Annotated in this window: 16 protein-coding genes; 15 read left to right on the forward strand and 1 reads right to left on the reverse strand. The window is 43.5% G+C overall.

Annotation, left to right across the window (positions count from 1 at the left end; all coding sequences use genetic code 11):
* The 5 genes from O3644_RS03485 to O3644_RS03505 all read left to right on the forward strand — a co-directional run.
* A partial coding sequence (locus O3644_RS03485) for an SHIRT domain-containing protein (protein ID WP_371595076.1) occupies positions 1-516 on the forward strand: 516 nt, incomplete at its 5' end.
* A gap of 185 nt (positions 517-701) precedes the next feature.
* Complete coding sequence (locus tag O3644_RS03490) at positions 702-1,535, forward strand: DegV family protein (protein ID WP_371595077.1); 834 nt, start codon at positions 702-704, stop codon at positions 1,533-1,535.
* Positions 1,536-1,645: 110 nt separating this feature from the next.
* Entirely contained in the window at positions 1,646-1,921 is a 276-nt protein-coding gene (locus tag O3644_RS03495; RefSeq protein WP_005589527.1) for an HU family DNA-binding protein, read from the forward strand.
* A 199-nt stretch (positions 1,922-2,120) separates the two neighbouring features.
* A complete protein-coding gene (locus O3644_RS03500; RefSeq protein ID WP_048766325.1) occupies positions 2,121-2,822 on the forward strand; it encodes a DUF4947 domain-containing protein in 702 nt (233 codons plus the stop codon).
* A 70-nt stretch (positions 2,823-2,892) separates the two neighbouring features.
* Positions 2,893-4,164 (forward strand): TRZ/ATZ family protein, encoded by a 1,272-nt coding sequence (locus tag O3644_RS03505; RefSeq protein ID WP_371595078.1) that lies wholly within the window; start codon positions 2,893-2,895, stop codon positions 4,162-4,164.
* A gap of 119 nt (positions 4,165-4,283) precedes the next feature.
* Here the strand turns inward: O3644_RS03505 and O3644_RS03510 are convergent, their stop codons facing one another.
* Positions 4,284-5,477, reverse strand: coding sequence for an OFA family MFS transporter (locus O3644_RS03510; RefSeq protein ID WP_371595079.1), 1,194 nt, complete (start codon positions 5,475-5,477; stop codon positions 4,284-4,286).
* A 341-nt stretch (positions 5,478-5,818) separates the two neighbouring features.
* On the opposite strand from O3644_RS03510, the gene O3644_RS03515 reads away from it, so the two are divergent.
* The 10 genes from O3644_RS03515 (at position 5,819) to O3644_RS03560 (ending at position 16,893) form a co-directional block, all read left to right on the forward strand.
* Positions 5,819-6,271, forward strand: coding sequence for a Fur family transcriptional regulator (locus O3644_RS03515; RefSeq protein ID WP_048766318.1), 453 nt, complete (start codon positions 5,819-5,821; stop codon positions 6,269-6,271).
* 152 nt (positions 6,272-6,423) lie between these two features.
* A complete protein-coding gene (locus O3644_RS03520; protein ID WP_006596758.1) occupies positions 6,424-7,116 on the forward strand; it encodes a phosphoglycerate mutase in 693 nt (230 codons plus the stop codon).
* Positions 7,117-7,245: 129 nt separating this feature from the next.
* Complete coding sequence (pbp2b, locus tag O3644_RS03525) at positions 7,246-9,303, forward strand: penicillin-binding protein PBP2B (protein WP_371595080.1); 2,058 nt, start codon at positions 7,246-7,248, stop codon at positions 9,301-9,303.
* A gap of 53 nt (positions 9,304-9,356) precedes the next feature.
* Positions 9,357-9,953 (forward strand): recombination mediator RecR, encoded by a 597-nt coding sequence (gene recR, locus O3644_RS03530; RefSeq protein WP_045496451.1) that lies wholly within the window; start codon positions 9,357-9,359, stop codon positions 9,951-9,953.
* Between the two features lie 148 nt (positions 9,954-10,101).
* Positions 10,102-11,148, forward strand: coding sequence for a D-alanine--D-alanine ligase (locus tag O3644_RS03535; RefSeq protein WP_371595081.1), 1,047 nt, complete (start codon positions 10,102-10,104; stop codon positions 11,146-11,148).
* A gap of 104 nt (positions 11,149-11,252) precedes the next feature.
* Positions 11,253-12,626: a UDP-N-acetylmuramoyl-tripeptide--D-alanyl-D-alanine ligase gene (gene murF, locus O3644_RS03540; protein WP_048766304.1), complete on the forward strand. Its 1,374-nt coding sequence runs from the start codon at positions 11,253-11,255 to the stop codon at positions 12,624-12,626.
* Positions 12,613-13,224, forward strand: coding sequence for an NUDIX hydrolase N-terminal domain-containing protein (locus O3644_RS03545; RefSeq protein ID WP_048766302.1), 612 nt, complete (start codon positions 12,613-12,615; stop codon positions 13,222-13,224). The genes murF and O3644_RS03545 overlap by 14 nt, the downstream gene beginning before the upstream one ends.
* A gap of 192 nt (positions 13,225-13,416) precedes the next feature.
* Positions 13,417-14,109 carry a TIGR02206 family membrane protein gene (locus O3644_RS03550; RefSeq protein ID WP_048766299.1) on the forward strand — a complete coding sequence of 231 codons (693 nt, stop codon included), beginning with the start codon at positions 13,417-13,419 and terminating at the stop codon, positions 14,107-14,109.
* 108 nt (positions 14,110-14,217) lie between these two features.
* The gene (locus O3644_RS03555) at positions 14,218-14,898 is read left to right on the forward strand and encodes a TIGR02206 family membrane protein (protein WP_048766297.1); all 681 of its coding nucleotides are present in this window, start codon (positions 14,218-14,220) and stop codon (positions 14,896-14,898) included.
* Positions 14,899-15,348: 450 nt separating this feature from the next.
* On the forward strand, positions 15,349-16,893 hold the full coding sequence (locus O3644_RS03560; RefSeq protein WP_048764804.1) for a peptide chain release factor 3: 1,545 nt from the start codon (positions 15,349-15,351) through the stop codon (positions 16,891-16,893).
* The last annotated feature ends 352 nt before the right edge of the window (positions 16,894-17,245 follow it).

Raw genomic sequence — 17,245 nt, forward strand, 5'->3', positions numbered from 1 at the left:
CAAACCACTTACACAGACGCAGTGAACGATGGTACCTGGACCTTCAAGGGTTATGACGCAGCTAGCGCCGTTGTTAACAAGGCTGATGTAGAGTTTGTAGGTAAATGGGCCTTTGAAGCGCAGCAAGTTCCTAGTCCTCAACCACAACCGGAACCAGCACCGCAGCCGAAACCAGAACCTAAACCAGAACTAGCGCCACAACCGCAACCGGTTCCGAAACCAGAACCTCAGCCAAGTCCGGTTCCACCAGTGACTCCAGAAGTGAAGCAGGCTCAAGAGACTGATTCAGCAGCTAAAGTTCGAACGGATCAGTTAGAGAAGAAGCCTGAAAGCAAACCTGTTCCAAATGCTAAGCCAGCTGTTCCAACTCCTGCAGGAGATAAGGCCAAACAAACGGCCTTACCAAATACAGGTAGCACTGCTCCAGTTTCAATCGCGGGAGCGACGACAAGTGCTCTTCTTGCGGGTCTAGGATTCATGATTCTTGGTCGCAAGCGAAAAGATGATGAGGCTTAAAAGAGCATCTCTTTGTGTAAGCTTTGGCTAGTGCCTCAATCAAATCATTAAGAGTCTTCTAAGTAGTGTTTGACTTAGAAGGCTCTTATTTTTCTGAGATTTATGGATTAAGCTAAGATTGATTCACAAAAACTTAGGATTTTTTGGTATAATAGACTCAATAACAGGATAAAAGTAGGGAAAATATGGCAAAAATTAAAGTTGTGACAGACTCTTCGATTACGATTGAGCCTGAACTAGCAAAAGATTTGAATATTACAATAGTTCCTTTGACAGTCATGATTGACGGTGTAGTCTACTCGGATTCCAATTTGAAGGAGGGAGAATTCCTTCAGTTGATGAAGTCTAGTAAAAATCTACCTAAGACCAGCCAGCCACCGGTTGGAGTATTTGCAGAAGTTTTCGAAGATTTGTCAGCAGAAGATGTCCAAATTATCTCAATTCACATGTCTCATGCTTTATCTGGCACCGTAGAGGCAGCTCGTCAGGGTGCTACCTTGGCCAAGGCTGATGTAACGGTTGTCGATAGTTCTTTCACGGACCAAGCGATGAAATTCCAAGTCGTTGAGGCTGCTAAGATGGCAAAAGCTGGAGCGACTTTGGAGGAGATTTTAGAAAAACTTGAGGAAGTCAAAGCTAAGACGGAGCTATACATCGGTGTATCAACCTTGGAAAATTTGGTCAAAGGTGGTCGTATCGGCCGTGTGACTGGTCTGATTAGCTCGCTTTTAAATATTCGTGTCGTCATGCAGATGACAAATCATACCTTGACTCCTATTGTCAAAGGCCGGGGCGCTAAAACCTTTAAGAAATGGCTGGATGATTTGAAAGAGTCTCTGAAAGAGAAGGAAATTGAAGAAATCGGAATTTCCTATGCGGGTGGACCAGAATTTGCCAATCAAATGAAGGTAGAGCTGCAGGAGTTTGTTGAAAAACCAATCCCTGTCTTAGAAACAGGTTCCATCATCCAAACTCACACTGGGGAAAATGCATGGGCTGTTCTAGTTCGCTATAAATAGAGTAAATTATTTGTAAAATGTCTGCTTAAGACTTGACCTAGACGCTTTTTTTAGATATGATAATATTTGTTAGGGTTATTAACCCAGAAAAAAATTGGAGGATTTGTTAAATGGCTAACAAACAAGATTTGATCGCAAAAGTGGCAGAAGCTACAGAATTGACTAAAAAAGATTCAGCAGCAGCAGTTGACGCTGTATTTGCAGCAGTTACAGAATACCTTTCAAAAGGTGAAAAAGTTCAATTGATCGGTTTTGGTAACTTTGAAGTTCGTGAGCGTGCAGCACGTAAAGGTCGCAACCCACAAACTGGTAAAGAAATCACAATCGCAGCTTCTAAAGTTCCAGCTTTCAAAGCAGGTAAAGCTCTTAAAGACGCTGTTAAATAAGACAAAAATCAAAAGCCTACTGTATCAGCTTCCTAGCTTGTGCAGTAGGTTTTTTCTTATGTTTTGGCATAACATCAATCATTTTTCCTAAGCTTCTAGAAGACGCAGTATTTGTTTGTTAGAGAAGGCAGCAAAAATCAGGATGCTCCTCCTGCTCAACTTAAAATATGATATAATGTAGCTAAGAAATGGAGGTACTATGTATTTTAAAAGAATAATCAGCTTTTTAACCATGCTTGTGGCTGTTATGGCTTTGACAGCTTGCTATTATCCAAGGAAAAGAGTTCCTAGGTCTGAAGCCTCTTCTGTCCAAAAGGTGAAAATACCAAAGAAATCAGAATCGACGAAGGCTACAAGCTCTAGTCAGCAAGAAAGATCAAAGAGTAGCCAGACCTCATCATCTAGTGCTCCAGCTTCTGAGAGTAAGGCGACAAGTTCGCCAGATGAAGTAACGGATGGCTTGCCTCAAGATGCACAGTCTGCCAATAAAGACAAGATCTATGCAACAGGCAATGCCAAGGTGTATTATCGCTCTTTTGAAGGAGGATTTAGTGCTCAAACGCCTGATTTCAAAGGCTATACAGAGGAGCAAGTCAAAAAGGTTCTTGGCGAGCCAGAGGCCGTCATAAAGGATCCGAACTACATTAAGGACACTTTTAAAGCTCAGGAGTTAGAAAATATAAAAGAGCTCTATCGGGGTCAGCATGTGACGGAAGAGCAGGCAAAGGCTTTCTATGTAACAGCAGTGGATATTTCACAGGCAGCTAGCTTGAACCAAGACTATCAGTTGGAGAGTGACTATATTTTATATAGCTATAAGCAACATAAAATTAATCTGATTTTCTCTAAAGGAGAGTTGTACTATATGACTCCCAATCCTGATTATCTTTATTTTAAATAATCTTGGAGAATTCTTGCGCTAGTTTACTAGGCTTGCTATAATAGCTAAAACGAAATGAGAAGGAGCAAGGATGAAAGCTTATACAAATGTCAATCTGGTGACCTGTGACAGCGCATTTCATGTTTATCGGGAAGGTTTGCTTGTGGTTGAGGATGAACGCATTGCCTACTGTGGTCCCTATGACGAGGCTTGGCTAGAACAGTGCAGCGAGTTGGTGGATTATGAAGGAGCTTGGATTATGCCAGGGCTGGTCAACTGCCATACGCACTCTGCCATGACCTTGTTGCGCGGGATTCGTGATGACAGCAATCTGCATGAATGGCTGGAGGACTATATTTGGCCAGCAGAAAGCCAATTCACATCGGATCTAACAACCAAAGCTGTCCTGCTGGCTCTGGCTGAAATGCTGTTGTCAGGCACAACGACTTTTAACGACATGTATAATCCTCAGGGAGTGGAGATTGACCGGATCTATGAGACTGTGCGGCAGTCTGGTATGCACTGCTATTTCTCACCAACCCTCTTTAGCTCAGAGGCGGAAACAGCCGAAGAGACTCTGGCTCGTACTCGTGCCATTATTGAGAAAATTCGCTCCTATGATGATGAAGATTTTCAGGTTATGGTGGCGCCTCATTCGCCTTATGCCTGTGACGAAGAGTTGCTCAAGGGCAGTCTTGAGCTAGCGCGTGAACTGGATTTGAAGCTTCATATCCATGTGGCGGAGACACAGGATGAAAATAAAATCATACTGGAGCGCTATGGCAAACGGCCTCTGGCTTTCTTAAAGGGTTTGGGTTACTTGGAGCAGCCAGCCATTTTTGCTCACGGAGTTGAACTGAATCCGTCAGAGATTGCGGATTTGGCGGCTTCACCAGTCAGCATCGCCCACAATCCTATCAGCAACCTCAAGCTGGCTTCCGGTGTAGCTCCGGTGACGGATTTACTGTCCGCTGGGGTGACCGTTGGCCTGGCAACAGACTCTGTCGCTTCTAACAATAATCTGGATATGTTTGAAGAAGGTCGGACAGCAGCCCTCCTTCAGAAGATGCGAGCAGGTGATGCAACCCAGTTTACGATCGGGCAGGCCTTGAAAGCTTTGACCATTGAAGGAGCTAAAGCTCTAGGATTAGAGAAGAAAATCGGCAGTCTGGAAGCGGGCAAACAAGCCGATTTCATTGCCATTCAGCCTAAGGGACGACTTCACCTCTATCCTTTGGAAAATATGCTGTCGCACCTAGTGTACGCAGTCAAGGGCAGCGATGTTCAGGATGTCTACATTGCAGGGCAGCAGGTCGTTCGAGATGGTCAGGTACTGACAGTTGATCTAGAATCATTCAATTAAAAAGAAAAGCCGAGTTTGTCTCGGCTTTTATGTTGGTCAGGAGAGCTCTTGTCAATTTTTGCTGGCTAACATATTCTTTGTCAAAAAAACTCTGGGTCACCCCAGAGTTAATATTAGTTTTAAGCTTTCTTTGATTTAGAAATATAGAATAATTGTAGGACGATACCAAGGAGTGCCATACCAATAACGATGTAGAAGGCCATTGAATAGTCTCCCTTGTTTGCTTGAGCAAGTCGAGCTCCTAACTGTGGTCCGGCAATAGCTGCAACACCATAGGCCGTGAACATCCAGCCGTAGTTTGTGCCGACATTGGCCACGCCCCAATTTTCGGCTGTAATACCTGGGAAAGATCCAAGGAAGCCACCGAAGGACAGGGCGACAAGCATGACGCCTAAGATTGCAAGGATGCTTCCCTCCCCTTTAAAGAGGGCGGTCAGTGCCAAGCCACCAGCAACAGCGCCAAACATGGCGATTACAGTAGGGTAACGGCCGATTTTGTCCGATACAGCTCCCCAGAAGATTCGTCCAAAAGTATTGGCAATAGAAACCAGCATAACGAATAGAGTGGCTTCTCCAACTAGTTTATATTGGTCGGAGATAGACGCTGCTGAACCGATGATCATCATACCACCAGTAGCACCTAAAATGTAGATGAGCCACAGCAACCAGAAGTTGCCTTCGCGTAGCATTTCTTTGTGAGTTTTTCCTGTCGGTGCAGAACCTCCTGCTGCTGGAGCAGCTGCTGGAGCTTTTTCCATGACAAGAGAAGAGCAGCAGATAACGACAAGTAGGGCAATTCCCAGAACTTTAAATGTAGAATAAACGCCCATTGAAGCGATGAGAGTTTTGGCAAGTGGTCCGATGATTAGTGGTCCAAGTCCAAAGCCAGCTGCGGTTAAACCACCCGCGAGACCTTTTTTATCAGGGAACCATTTGGTAGCGACAGAAGTTGAAGCGCCATAGGCTGAACCGATACCGAGACCAAGGACAACCCCGTAGGTCAAGTAGAGTACAGGAAGAGAAGTTGCAAATCCTGTAGCAAACATACCCGCACCAAAGAGAATGCCTCCTAGAAAGACAAATTTCTTAGGGCCTAATGAATCGACTTTAGGTCCGAAAAGAATCATGCCGATTGGCACCATTGCAAAAGAGATACTGAAGGCTAGAGAGGTTTGAGCTTGCACCCATCCTTGGCTAGCATTGGCTTCCAGTAGCGCTTTTTGAAAAACAGACCAGGCGTATCCAGCACCTAAAGAAAGGTTGGTTAAGATAGCTGCTGCTAAAATGAACCAGCGATTTGGTGTTTTTTTCATAATGATATCCTCATTTATATATTTTTTCTAAAAAGTGATAGAAAACCAGCTGTACCCAAATAGTTGTCCTGCATGTTTCCTGCAAGGCAGGTAAAATAGCAGAAGCTTGGCTACAGAATTTGTTACTATAAAACCGATATATCAAAATTAAGCGCTTACATATTTGTTAACATCTCTATCATATCGTGCTTTGAGGCAAAAATCTACTTAATTAAAATGAATAGGTCTATTAGGCAGATTAATATTTTTCCTTATTTACAATCATTCTTAATAGAAAATCTATGTTTGTCATGATATAATAGAAATAAGGCAGAATTGAATGTAGATGGAGTATAGAGAAGATGAATGAAGAGTATGAAAAGAATTACCAGGAAGTAATTGAACATCTGAGGCTGAAAGGTGTTCGAATCACAGAGACGAGAAAGGCCGTGATTGCTTTTATCATCAGCAGTCATGACCATCCTAGTGCAGAGATGATTTACCAAGCCCTCTTGCCTGAATTTCCCAATATGAGCTTGGCGACTGTTTATAACAACCTAAAAGTGTTGATTGATGAGGGCTTTGTATCTGAGCTCAAAGTCCGAAATGACACGACGACCTATTATGATTTTATGGGACATCAGCACCTCAATGTTATTTGTGAAAAATGTGGTCGAATTGCAGATATGGACTTGGATTTGCCAGACGTTCAGCAGGAAGCGGCAGAGCAGACTGGCTATCAAATCACCAAGAGCCAGATGGTCGTTTATGGCATTTGTCCAGAGTGCGTCCAGCAAGAACAAGTGGCTAGCTAGAAGTCTTGAGTGGAGAATTGATTTTCTTAAAAGTCCGAGCAAGTGGAAAATCTCACAAATATCTCACTGAGACTAGATTTTTGAGAGAAAATTTTGTAAAATAGAATAGATAAACGGGGTAAACCCCGGAAAATAAAAGGAGAATCCATCTAATGGTAAAATTGGTTTTTGCTCGCCATGGTGAGTCTGAATGGAATAAAGCTAACCTTTTCACTGGTTGGGCTGATGTAGATCTTTCTGAAAAAGGTACACAACAAGCAATCGACGCTGGTAAATTGATCAAAGAAGCTGGTATCGAATTTGACCAAGCTTATACTTCAGTTTTGAAACGTGCGATCAAAACAACAAACTTGGCGCTTGAAGCTGCTGATCAACTCTGGGTTCCAGTTGAAAAATCATGGCGCTTGAACGAACGTCACTACGGTGGTTTGACTGGTAAAAACAAGGCTGAAGCAGCTGAGCAATTTGGTGATGAGCAAGTTCACATTTGGCGTCGTTCATACGATGTATTGCCTCCGGCAATGGATCGTGATGATGAGCATTCAGCTCACACTGATCGTCGTTACGCTTCACTTGACGACTCAGTTATCCCAGATGCTGAAAACTTGAAAGTGACTTTGGAACGTGCCCTTCCATTCTGGGAAGACAAAATCGCTCCAGCACTTAAAGATGGTAAAAATGTATTCGTAGGAGCTCACGGTAACTCAATCCGTGCCCTTGTAAAACACATCAAACAATTGTCAGATGACGAAATCATGGACGTGGAAATCCCTAACTTCCCACCATTGGTATTCGAATTTGACGAAAAATTGAACGTTGTTTCTGAATACTACCTTGGGAAATAATTGGTGATAAAGCTCTGCTTAGCAGGGCTTTTTCTCATTATTGGAGAAAAATTCTTTTTCGATCCTTTTAGATTTCCATGCTTCATTGCTGGGGAAATGTGGTAAAATAAAAGATAGATTTTTACGAGGATGAGAGAAGAAATGTCTAAGAGAAAATTTGATAGCCATTCTATCACGGGCCGACTCTACCTTCTATTTGGGATAGTCGGGGTCTTATTTTTGGTGCTGATCGCTCGTCTGGGCTATATGCAGGTCGTCAATCAAGAATTTTATACAGATAAATTAGCTAAAGCAAGTAAAACAAAGATAAAATCGAGTTCGGTTCGTGGGCAAATCTATGACGCTTCGGGCAAGCCCTTGGTGGAGAACACAACCAAGCAAGTGGTGACCTTTACACGAGATAATAAACTGACAGCAGAAGAAATCCGTGAAACGGCACAAAAATTACTGCAGTATGTGTCAGTGTCTGATCTAAAGGTGACCGAGCGCCAAGAAGTTGACTATTATCTAGCGGATAATAAAGTTTACCGAGAAGTGGTTGAAAAATTACCCAAGGAAGAAAAATTTGATACGGATGGCAATCGTTTGCCTGAAGCCAAGATCTATAAGGCAGCGGCGGAGAGTATTGATCCAAGTCAGCTAGGCTATACAGATGAGGAAAAGAGGATTATCGCTCTATTTAGCCAGATGAATGCCGTTCCAAACTTTTCAACAGGGACGATTCAGACGGATGATTTGACAACGGAGCAGGTCGCTACGATTGCGTCCATCGGCAAAGAGCTTCGGGGTATTAGTATTTCAACTAGCTGGAACCGGAAGGTTTTGGAAACATCGTTGGCTTCAATTGTTGGTCAAATTTCAACCGAAAAAACAGGTCTGCCAGCTGAGGAAGCGGATGACTATGTCAAGAAGGGCTATTCTCTGAATGACCGAGTGGGAATTTCTTATCTGGAAAAAGAGTATGAGTCTGTTTTACAAGGAAAACGAGCAGAAAAAGAAATTCGGCTGGACAAAAATGGCAACATGGAGAGCGTTGAGACCATTTCCGAGGGAAGCAAAGGGAACAACCTGAAGCTAACCGTAGATCTGACCTTCCAGCAGGGAGTTGAGGATGTTCTCAGAAATGCCTTTAATATGGAGCTAGCCAAAGGTAATGCCACCTATTCAGAAGGTGTCTATGCCGTGGCTATGGATCCCAATACGGGGTCAATCTTGGCCCTGGCTGGTGTCAAGCATGATCTGGAAACTGGCGATATTTCGGCGGATGCGCTTGGTACCATTACAAATGTCTTCGTTCCAGGTTCTGTCGTCAAGGCGGCTACCTTAACCGCTGGTTGGCAGTACGGAGCCATTTCAGGAAATCAATCCTTGGTCGATCAGCCGATTCTTTTTGCGGGTTCTGCTCCTATCAATTCTTGGTTTACGGCCTATGGTTCACGCTCTATCACAGCGGTGGAGGCTCTGGAATATTCGTCTAATACCTATATGGTTCAGGTGGCCCTAAATATGCTGGGGACTCCGTATAGCCCAAATATGGCCTTAGGAACCAACAACGTCGATGCTTCAATGAAAAAACTCCGTTCGACTTTTGCAGAATATGGTCTAGGGACTGAGACAGGAATTGATTTGCCGACAGAATCTACAGGCTATATTCCCAAAAACTTCACAGTTAGCAATTATATTACGGATGCTTTTGGTCAGTTTGATAACTACACACCACTTCAGTTGGCTCAATATGCGTCGACAGTAGCCAATAACGGCAAACGGGTAGCTCCACATCTGGTTGAAGGCATTTACGCCAACAACGACCAAGGTGGACTGGGAGACTTGATTGAGAAGAAGGAAACAAAAGAATTAAATCAGGTCAATATTTCTGAGGAAAATATGGCTCTGATAAAACAAGGTTTCTATCAGGTGGTCAATGGATGGAGTGGCTTTACAACTGGACGGACGATTGCGCAGGGCGCTATGGTTTCGATCAGTGCCAAAACAGGTACTGCCGAAACCTTTGTCAACGGTGGCACATCTGCTATCAACACCAATGTTGTATCCTATGCCCCAAGCAATAATCCTAAAATAGCTGTGGCGGTGGTCTTTCCGCACAATACTGACCTTTCCTCAACGGTCAGCCACAGTATTACCCGTGATATTATCAACCTTTATAATCAACAGCACCCTATGAATTAGAAAGGAAAGGCAGTAGAATCAGATCAAGATTTTACTGCTCAACGATTACTATAATGCTTTATCCAACTCCTATCGCCAAATTGATTGATAGCTTTTCCAAACTGCCGGGTATCGGCATCAAGACAGCTACTCGTCTGGCCTTTTATACCATCGGGATGAGTGACGATGATGTCAATGAATTTGCCAAAAATCTACTAGCTGCCAAGCGTGAGCTGACTTACTGCTCTATCTGTGGCAATCTGACGGACGATGATCCTTGTGCTATTTGTACGGATCAAACGCGCGATCAGACTGTGATTCTGATCGTTGAGGATAGTCGCGATGTGTCTGCTATGGAAAATATCCAAGAATACCATGGCCTTTATCATGTCCTTCACGGCCTCATCTCCCCCATGAACGGTGTAGGACCAGATGATATCAATCTCAAGAGTCTCCTGACTCGCTTGATGGACAGCCAAGTGACGGAAGTGATTGTGGCTACCAATGCAACAGCTGACGGAGAAGCTACTTCTATGTATATTTCGCGGGTGCTCAAGCCTGCAGGTATCAAGGTGACTCGACTGGCCCGCGGATTGGCTGTCGGCGCTGATATCGAATATGCAGACGAAGTGACCCTGCTCCGAGCCATTGAAAATCGGACAGAATTGTAAGATGAAAGAAAGATTTCCTGCTGAAAAACAGCTTTGGAAGTCTTTTTTCTATTCAAAAATGCGGGGAAATATGATATACTGAAACAGTCTAAAAAGAAGATGGGGCAACCCAAAATGGACTTATAGCTAGAAATGTTAGGATAAGATAATGGTCAAACAAACCTTGATTTTACTATACGGTGGCCGCAGTGCTGAGCGAGAAGTTTCAGTCTTGTCGGCTGAGAGTGTCATGCGAGCTATCAACTATGACAAATTTTCTGTCAAGACTTATTTCATCACAAAAGCTGGCGATTTTATCAAAACGCAGGAATTTACAGAAAAGCCGTCTGCAGATGAAAAGCTCATGACCAATGCAACGGTTGATCTTTCACAGCAAGTCAAACCGAGTGATATTTATGAGGAGAATGCAGTTGTCTTTCCTGTCCTTCATGGACCGATGGGCGAGGATGGCTCTATCCAAGGCTTTCTTGAAGTGCTGCGCCTTCCTTATGTGGGCTGCAATATCTTGTCTTCAAGTGTTGCCATGGACAAAATTACCACCAAACGTATTCTGGAATCTGCTGGAATCCCACAGGTGCCTTATGTAGCGGTGATTGAGGGTGAAAATCTGGAAGAAAAAATTGCCGAAATCGAAGAAAAATTAACTTATCCGATTTTTACCAAACCGTCTAATATGGGCTCTAGTGTCGGTATTTCTAAGTCTGAGAATCAAGAGGAGTTGCGAGCGGCATTGGATTTGGCCTTCAAGTACGACAGCCGTGTCTTGGTTGAGCAGGGAGTCAATGCGCGTGAGATTGAAGTTGGTCTCTTAGGAAATTATGACGTTAAGAGTACCTTGCCGGGCGAAGTGGTCAAAGATGTGGCTTTCTACGACTATGAAGCCAAGTATATTGACAATAAGATTACCATGGATATTCCTGCGAAAATCTCAGACGAGGTTATTTCAGTCATGCGTACGAATGCTGAGACAGCCTTTCGTGCCTTGGGCGGACAGGGATTGGCTCGCTGTGATTTCTTCTACACTGAAGAGGGTGACATTTTCCTCAATGAGCTTAATACCATGCCAGGCTTTACCCAATGGTCTATGTATCCCTTGCTCTGGGAAAATATGGGACTGCCTTATTCCGAGTTGATTGAGAAATTGGTAAATCTAGCTGAAGAGGCCTTCGCTCAGAGAGAAGCGCATCTTTTATAAATATGATATAATAGAGGGACTGAGATGACAGGCTGAATATTTACTATTTAGTCTGGTCTCAATCCCTTCTTTTTTGGGAAAAAGTGGAAAAATGAGTTAAAAATATGAAATTAGATTTATATGAAATAGCAGAAGTCTTGGCTGCCAAAAATGATGTCAGTCAGTTTGAAAATGTGACTTTTAGAAATGCTGAATTTGACAGCCGTTTGATTGAGACGGGAGATCTTTTTATCCCGCTTAAGGGCGCGCGTGACGGTCATGACTTTATCGCGATAGCCTTCGCTCAGGGAGCTGCAGCGACCTTGTCTGAGCATCCAGTAGCAGAAGGACCTTATGTCTTGGTCGATGATGTACTAGCGGCCTTTCAAGGCTTGGCTCAATACTATCTGGAAAAGACAGGTGTAGATGTGCTCGCTGTGACAGGCTCCAATGGCAAGACTACAACCAAGGATATGCTGGCTCACCTACTGGCTACTAGCTACAAAACCTATAAAACTCAAGGCAACTATAATAATGAAATCGGTCTGCCCTACACGGTGCTCCACATGCCGGACGGCACAGAAAAGCTAGTTTTAGAAATGGGACAGGATCATTTGGGAGATATCCATCTTCTGTCTGAAATTGCCAAGCCTAAAACGGGCATTGTGACCTTGATTGGCGAAGCTCACTTAGCATTTTTTGGAAGCCGTGCGGAAATTGCTAAAGGAAAGATGCAGATTGCGGATGGCATGAAGAAAGGTGGCTTACTCTTGGCTCCAGCAGACAAGATTGTCAATGACTTTCTGCCAGATCAGCAAAAAGTAGTCCGCTTTGGTCCCGATGCAGATATTTACTTGACTCGCTTGGAAGAGCGCAAAGACAGCTTGACCTTTGAAGCGAATTTTCTGGAGCAGGCGATTGACTTGCCCGTGACTGGCAAATACAATGCAACCAACGCCATGATCGCTTCTTACGTAGCCTTGCAGGAGGGTGTCAGTGAGTCGGCGATCCGTCAGGCCTTTGCCCAGCTGGAATTGACCCGCAATCGAACCGAGTGGAAGAAGGCGGCTAATGGGGCCGATATCCTGTCAGATGTCTACAATGCCAATCCAACAGCTATGCGCTTGATTCTTGAAACCTTCTCAGCGATTCCAGCCAGTCAGGGCGGCCGCAAGGCTGCAGTATTAGCCGATATGAAAGAGCTGGGAGCTGACTCCAAGCTGATGCACGGAGCTATGATTACCAGTCTCAATCCAGAGATTATCACCGATCTTTTCCTTTATGGAGAGGACATGGAAGCCCTCTACGTCTATGCTCGGGAAATCTACCCACCAAATCGGGTGCATTATTTTGTTAAAAATGCTGACAAAGATCAGTTTGAAGATTTGACCAAGACCGTTAAGACTTGGTTGCAATCCTCCGACCAAATCTTGCTCAAGGGTAGTAATTCGATGAAGTTGGATAAACTAGTGGAGGTCTTGGAGCATGGGGACAAGTGATACAGCTTTAATTTTGCAACGACTGCTGGCTATAACGGATACAGGTTTGTCTTTTGCAGCCAGTGACTTTGATCGAGAACGCTATGCGGATATCAGAGGAAATCTGAATCAGTTGCTCAGCGAGACCAGTCATCTGGAACCGGATGAGCTGTCTGACTTACTCCGGCCGACAGATTTTTATGCGACTCCTTTGGTCGATGTCCGAGCTTTTATCGTTCAGCAGGGCAAGATTTGTCTAGTACGAGGACAGCAAGAGGAGACATGGGCTCTGCCGGGTGGTTTCTGCGAAGTAGGCTTATCTCCCAAAGAAAATATAGTAAAAGAAATTCAGGAAGAAACGGGATTTCAAGCTAGCGTAGTACGCTTGCTGTCTGTCTTTGATAGCAATAAATTTCAGCCACAAAGTAAGCAGTATGTCAAGCTCGTGTTTGAGTGCCAGCTGAAAGAGGGAGATTTTCAGCCAAATTTAGAAATCGCCGAGCTGAGTTTCTTTGCCCCACAGGATTTGCCCCTTTTATCCGAGAAAAGGATAACAAAAGAGCAGATGCAGCTTCTATGGAATATTTATCAGAATCAGCAAGAACAATATATAGACTAGATTGAAGTTGATGCTGACTGGATGCTTATATCTAGTAGCCCAGATAATCTAGCTCAATCTGTCCAGAGTTATAAGGGCCAGAAGCTATTACTCTAGAAAGTTGAAAAACTTTTTGAAAAAAATTAAGGACTTTGCTAGGAAGAGCAAGCCCAGTGTCCTTAAAAATTATTTATTAGGATGAAAATTTGAAAGATGAATTTACTAGATTTTTTTACTAGTCACAAAACAGAACCGCCTGTGATGACGCCTTTTGCTTATATTCTGCTCTTGATGAGCCTAGTGTCTGTCATCTATGTTGCCAGTCGTTTTTTTGAGCGAAAGAAAGTACAGACTTTTTTTAGAGTTGCCCAAATCGTGCAATTAGTCTCTTTGTATGGCTGGTACTTGGTTATTCAGGAGCCTTTGTCGGAGAGTCTCCCCTTGTACCATTGCCGAGTCGCTATGTTTGCTGTCTTGCTACTGCCAGATAAAGTAGCTTATAAGCAATATTTCGCCTTATTGGGAGTATTTGGACCGATTTGCGCTATTGTCTATCCGATTTTAGATCCCTATTCATTTCCGCATATAACCCTATTTTCGTTTTTCATCGGTCATTTGGCCCTGTTAGGCAATTCGATTATCTACCTGATGAAGCATTATGATAGACTTAATTTGTCCTATCGCCGTATCGTAGAAATTACCTTTGGCTTAGACTTCCTCATCTTGCTTGGAAATATTGCATTCGGGGGCAACTACGGTTTCTTAAAGGATCCGCCTCTGGTAGGAGATCATGGTATGCTTGGGAATTATATGATCGTGTCTGTGGTCTTAGCGACGGCCTTGCTTCTATTTTCTTACTTGTTCAAAGAAATGAAGGAAAGACAGGCAGAGCGATTGACCCAATAAAGATTGGAAGAGGAAATGATTTCTCTAGCAACTAGGAAAATTCTGCCTAGATCTTCAATCTGCCTGCGAGTTTGAACTTACAGATTTTAAAAGTAGAAAGGAAACTGGATGCATCATTTTTTGACTACCAACCAAACTGAACCACCCTTTGTTTCAGCTTTGGCCTACTCTTTGATGATAGCATTGCTTTTGCTGTCTGTCTACGCATCGATAAAATACCATAAGAATCCTAGCTTTATCAAAAGCATGAAAATTCTTCAATTGTGCCAACTGGCAATTCTTTATAGCTGGTATGTAGGTTTTCAGCTTCCTCTGGCAAATAGTCTGCCTTTGTACCATTGCCGTTTGGCCATGTTTGCGGTGGTCTTTCTGCCAGATAAATGGCCCAGCAAGCAGTATTTTGCTCTTCTAGGAGCCAGCGGAGCAGTCTTTGCCCTCGGCTATCCAGTCTTTGATCCTTATGATTTTCCGCATATTACCAGCTTCTCTTTCCTGATTGGTCACTATGCCCTCTTGGTTAATTCCCTGATTTATCTGATGAATCACTACGATAAGACCCAGCTCAAGAAATACATGATTGTCCTCTATACTTTTGTGCTCGATGCCTTTCTTGTCGGTATTAATCAAGTGACGGGTGGAAATTACGGTCTGCTAAAAAGCCCGCCTTTTATCAGCCAGCACAATCTTTTAGTAAAATATTTAGCTGTGTCAATTATCTTGTCCGCTGCCCTGCTTCTTTTTGATGAAATATTTAAGAAACGGTGGAAAAAGCAGCTAGAAATTGTTTAATATTGCATTTTATAGCTCCTGTCAAGTTTAGTTGGCAGGGGTTTTCTTAAATCTGATTTTAATCTTAATCTTTGCAATTTTCCTCTTTAGCAATGTCATTGTCAGATTTTAAGATAAGTTAGCCAAATATAAAGAATAGGAGAGTGGGACAGAAATCGGTAATTCGTTAGAATTCGATTTCGTCGTCCCACCTCCGCACAGTTGAGTAGGGCTGTAAAAGCTGATGAAATCAGCGTAGTAGAGCCCACTCAACCACTGCGTCTTGCTCGACAACCCAAAGACAATTGAGAGGCTAGGACTTTTGTCCCAGCCTCTTTATATTCTTCAGATAATTGAAAAAAAGCGCTAAATCCGCTATAATAGGTAGGTTGAAAGGATTAGAATATTCCAATGTAAAATATAAAAATACTGACATTCACCATTATCCTAAAATGAAAGAAAGAGAAGAAAATGACTTTACAAGAAGAAATCAAGAAACGCCGTACCTTTGCCATTATTTCCCACCCGGACGCAGGGAAAACGACCATCACTGAGCAGTTGCTCTACTTTGGGGGCGAAATTCGTGAGGCTGGTACTGTAAAAGGTAAGAAAACAGGAAATTTTGCCAAGTCTGACTGGATGGATATCGAGAAACAACGTGGGATTTCGGTAACCTCATCCGTTATGCAGTTTGACTATGATGGTAAACGTGTTAATATCCTAGACACACCAGGGCACGAGGACTTCTCAGAAGATACCTATCGGACCTTGATGGCGGTGGATGCTGCGGTCATGGTCGTGGACTCTGCCAAGGGTATCGAGGCCCAAACCAAGAAATTGTTTGAGGTTGTTAAACATCGTGGAATCCCGGTCTTTACCTTTATGAACAAGCTGGACCGTGACGGTCGTGAGCCACTGGACCTCTTGCAAGAATTGGAAGAAGTCTTGGGTATCGCTAGCTACCCTATGAACTGGCCAATCGGGATGGGGAAAGCCTTTGAGGGCTTGTATGACCTCTATAATCAGCGTCTGGAACTCTATAAAGGAGATGAGCGTTTTGCCAGTCTAGAAGAAGGGGACAAACTTTTTGCCAGCAATCCTTTCTATGAGCAAGTTAAGGATGACATTGAGCTCCTGAAGGAAGCAGGAAATGAGTTCTCAGAGGAAGCTATTTTAGCTGGTGAGCTAACTCCAGTCTTCTTCGGTTCAGCCCTGACCAACTTTGGGGTGCAGACCTTCCTTGAAACTTTCTTGAAATTTGCTCCAGAACCACACGGACACAAGAAGACAGACGGGGAAATTGTGGATCCTTATGACAAGGATTTCTCAGGATTCGTCTTTAAAATCCAAGCCAATATGGACCCTCGTCACCGTGACCGTATCGCCTTTGTTCGGATCGTATCGGGCGAATTTGAGCGTGGCATGAGTGTCAATTTGCCTCGTACTGGGAAGACTGCCAAGCTTTCTAATGTCACCCAGTTTATGGCGGAAAGTCGTGAGAATGTGACCAACGCTGTTGCAGGAGATATCATCGGAGTTTACGATACCGGTACTTATCAGGTTGGAGACACCTTGACGGTTGGAAAAAACAAGTTTGAATTTGAACCATTGCCAACCTTTACACCTGAAATTTTCATGAAAGTTTCTGCTAAGAATGTCATGAAGCAAAAATCCTTCCACAAGGGAATCGAGCAATTGGTGCAAGAAGGAGCCATTCAGCTTTATAAGAACTACCAAACAGGCGAGTACATGCTAGGTGCTGTTGGACAACTCCAGTTTGAAGTCTTTAAGCACCGCATGGAAGGCGAATACAATGCGGAAGTAGTCATGAGCCCGATGGGTAAAAAGACCGTTCGTTGGATCAAGCCTGAGGACTTGGATGAACGGATGTCCTCAAGCCGCAATATCTTGGCCAAAGACCGTTTTGACCAACCAGTCTTCCTCTTTGAAAATGACTTTGCCCTTCGCTGGTTTGCGGACAAGTATCCAGACGTAGAGTTGGAGGAGAAGATGTAAATCGTTACAAATGACTAGCAACAGAGAGTTGCTGTCATTTGACGGTAACCGCTATGGCGGTTTACCTAAACGCTTCACTAGTAAAGTTATACGAATAGTATCGATTCGTATAACTTTACGTCGTCGCAGTCAAGCTATCTAACTACATTTGGCAAATGAAATCGATTTGCCAAACTCCGTGTCGTGGTGTAAAAATCGGTAACCGCTATGGCGCTTACCTAAACACTTCACTAGGAAATAAGCGCAGTGCCTAACTGCCTCACTAACTCATCGGCGAAAAAAGACCTTTTTCGTCTCTTCGTGTCGTAGCTAGTGACTTGATTTAGCTAACTTCCTTACAAGCTATATTTAA

This window comes from Streptococcus sp. 27098_8_113, from assembly GCF_041432545.1.
Lineage (GTDB): Bacteria > Bacillota > Bacilli > Lactobacillales > Streptococcaceae > Streptococcus.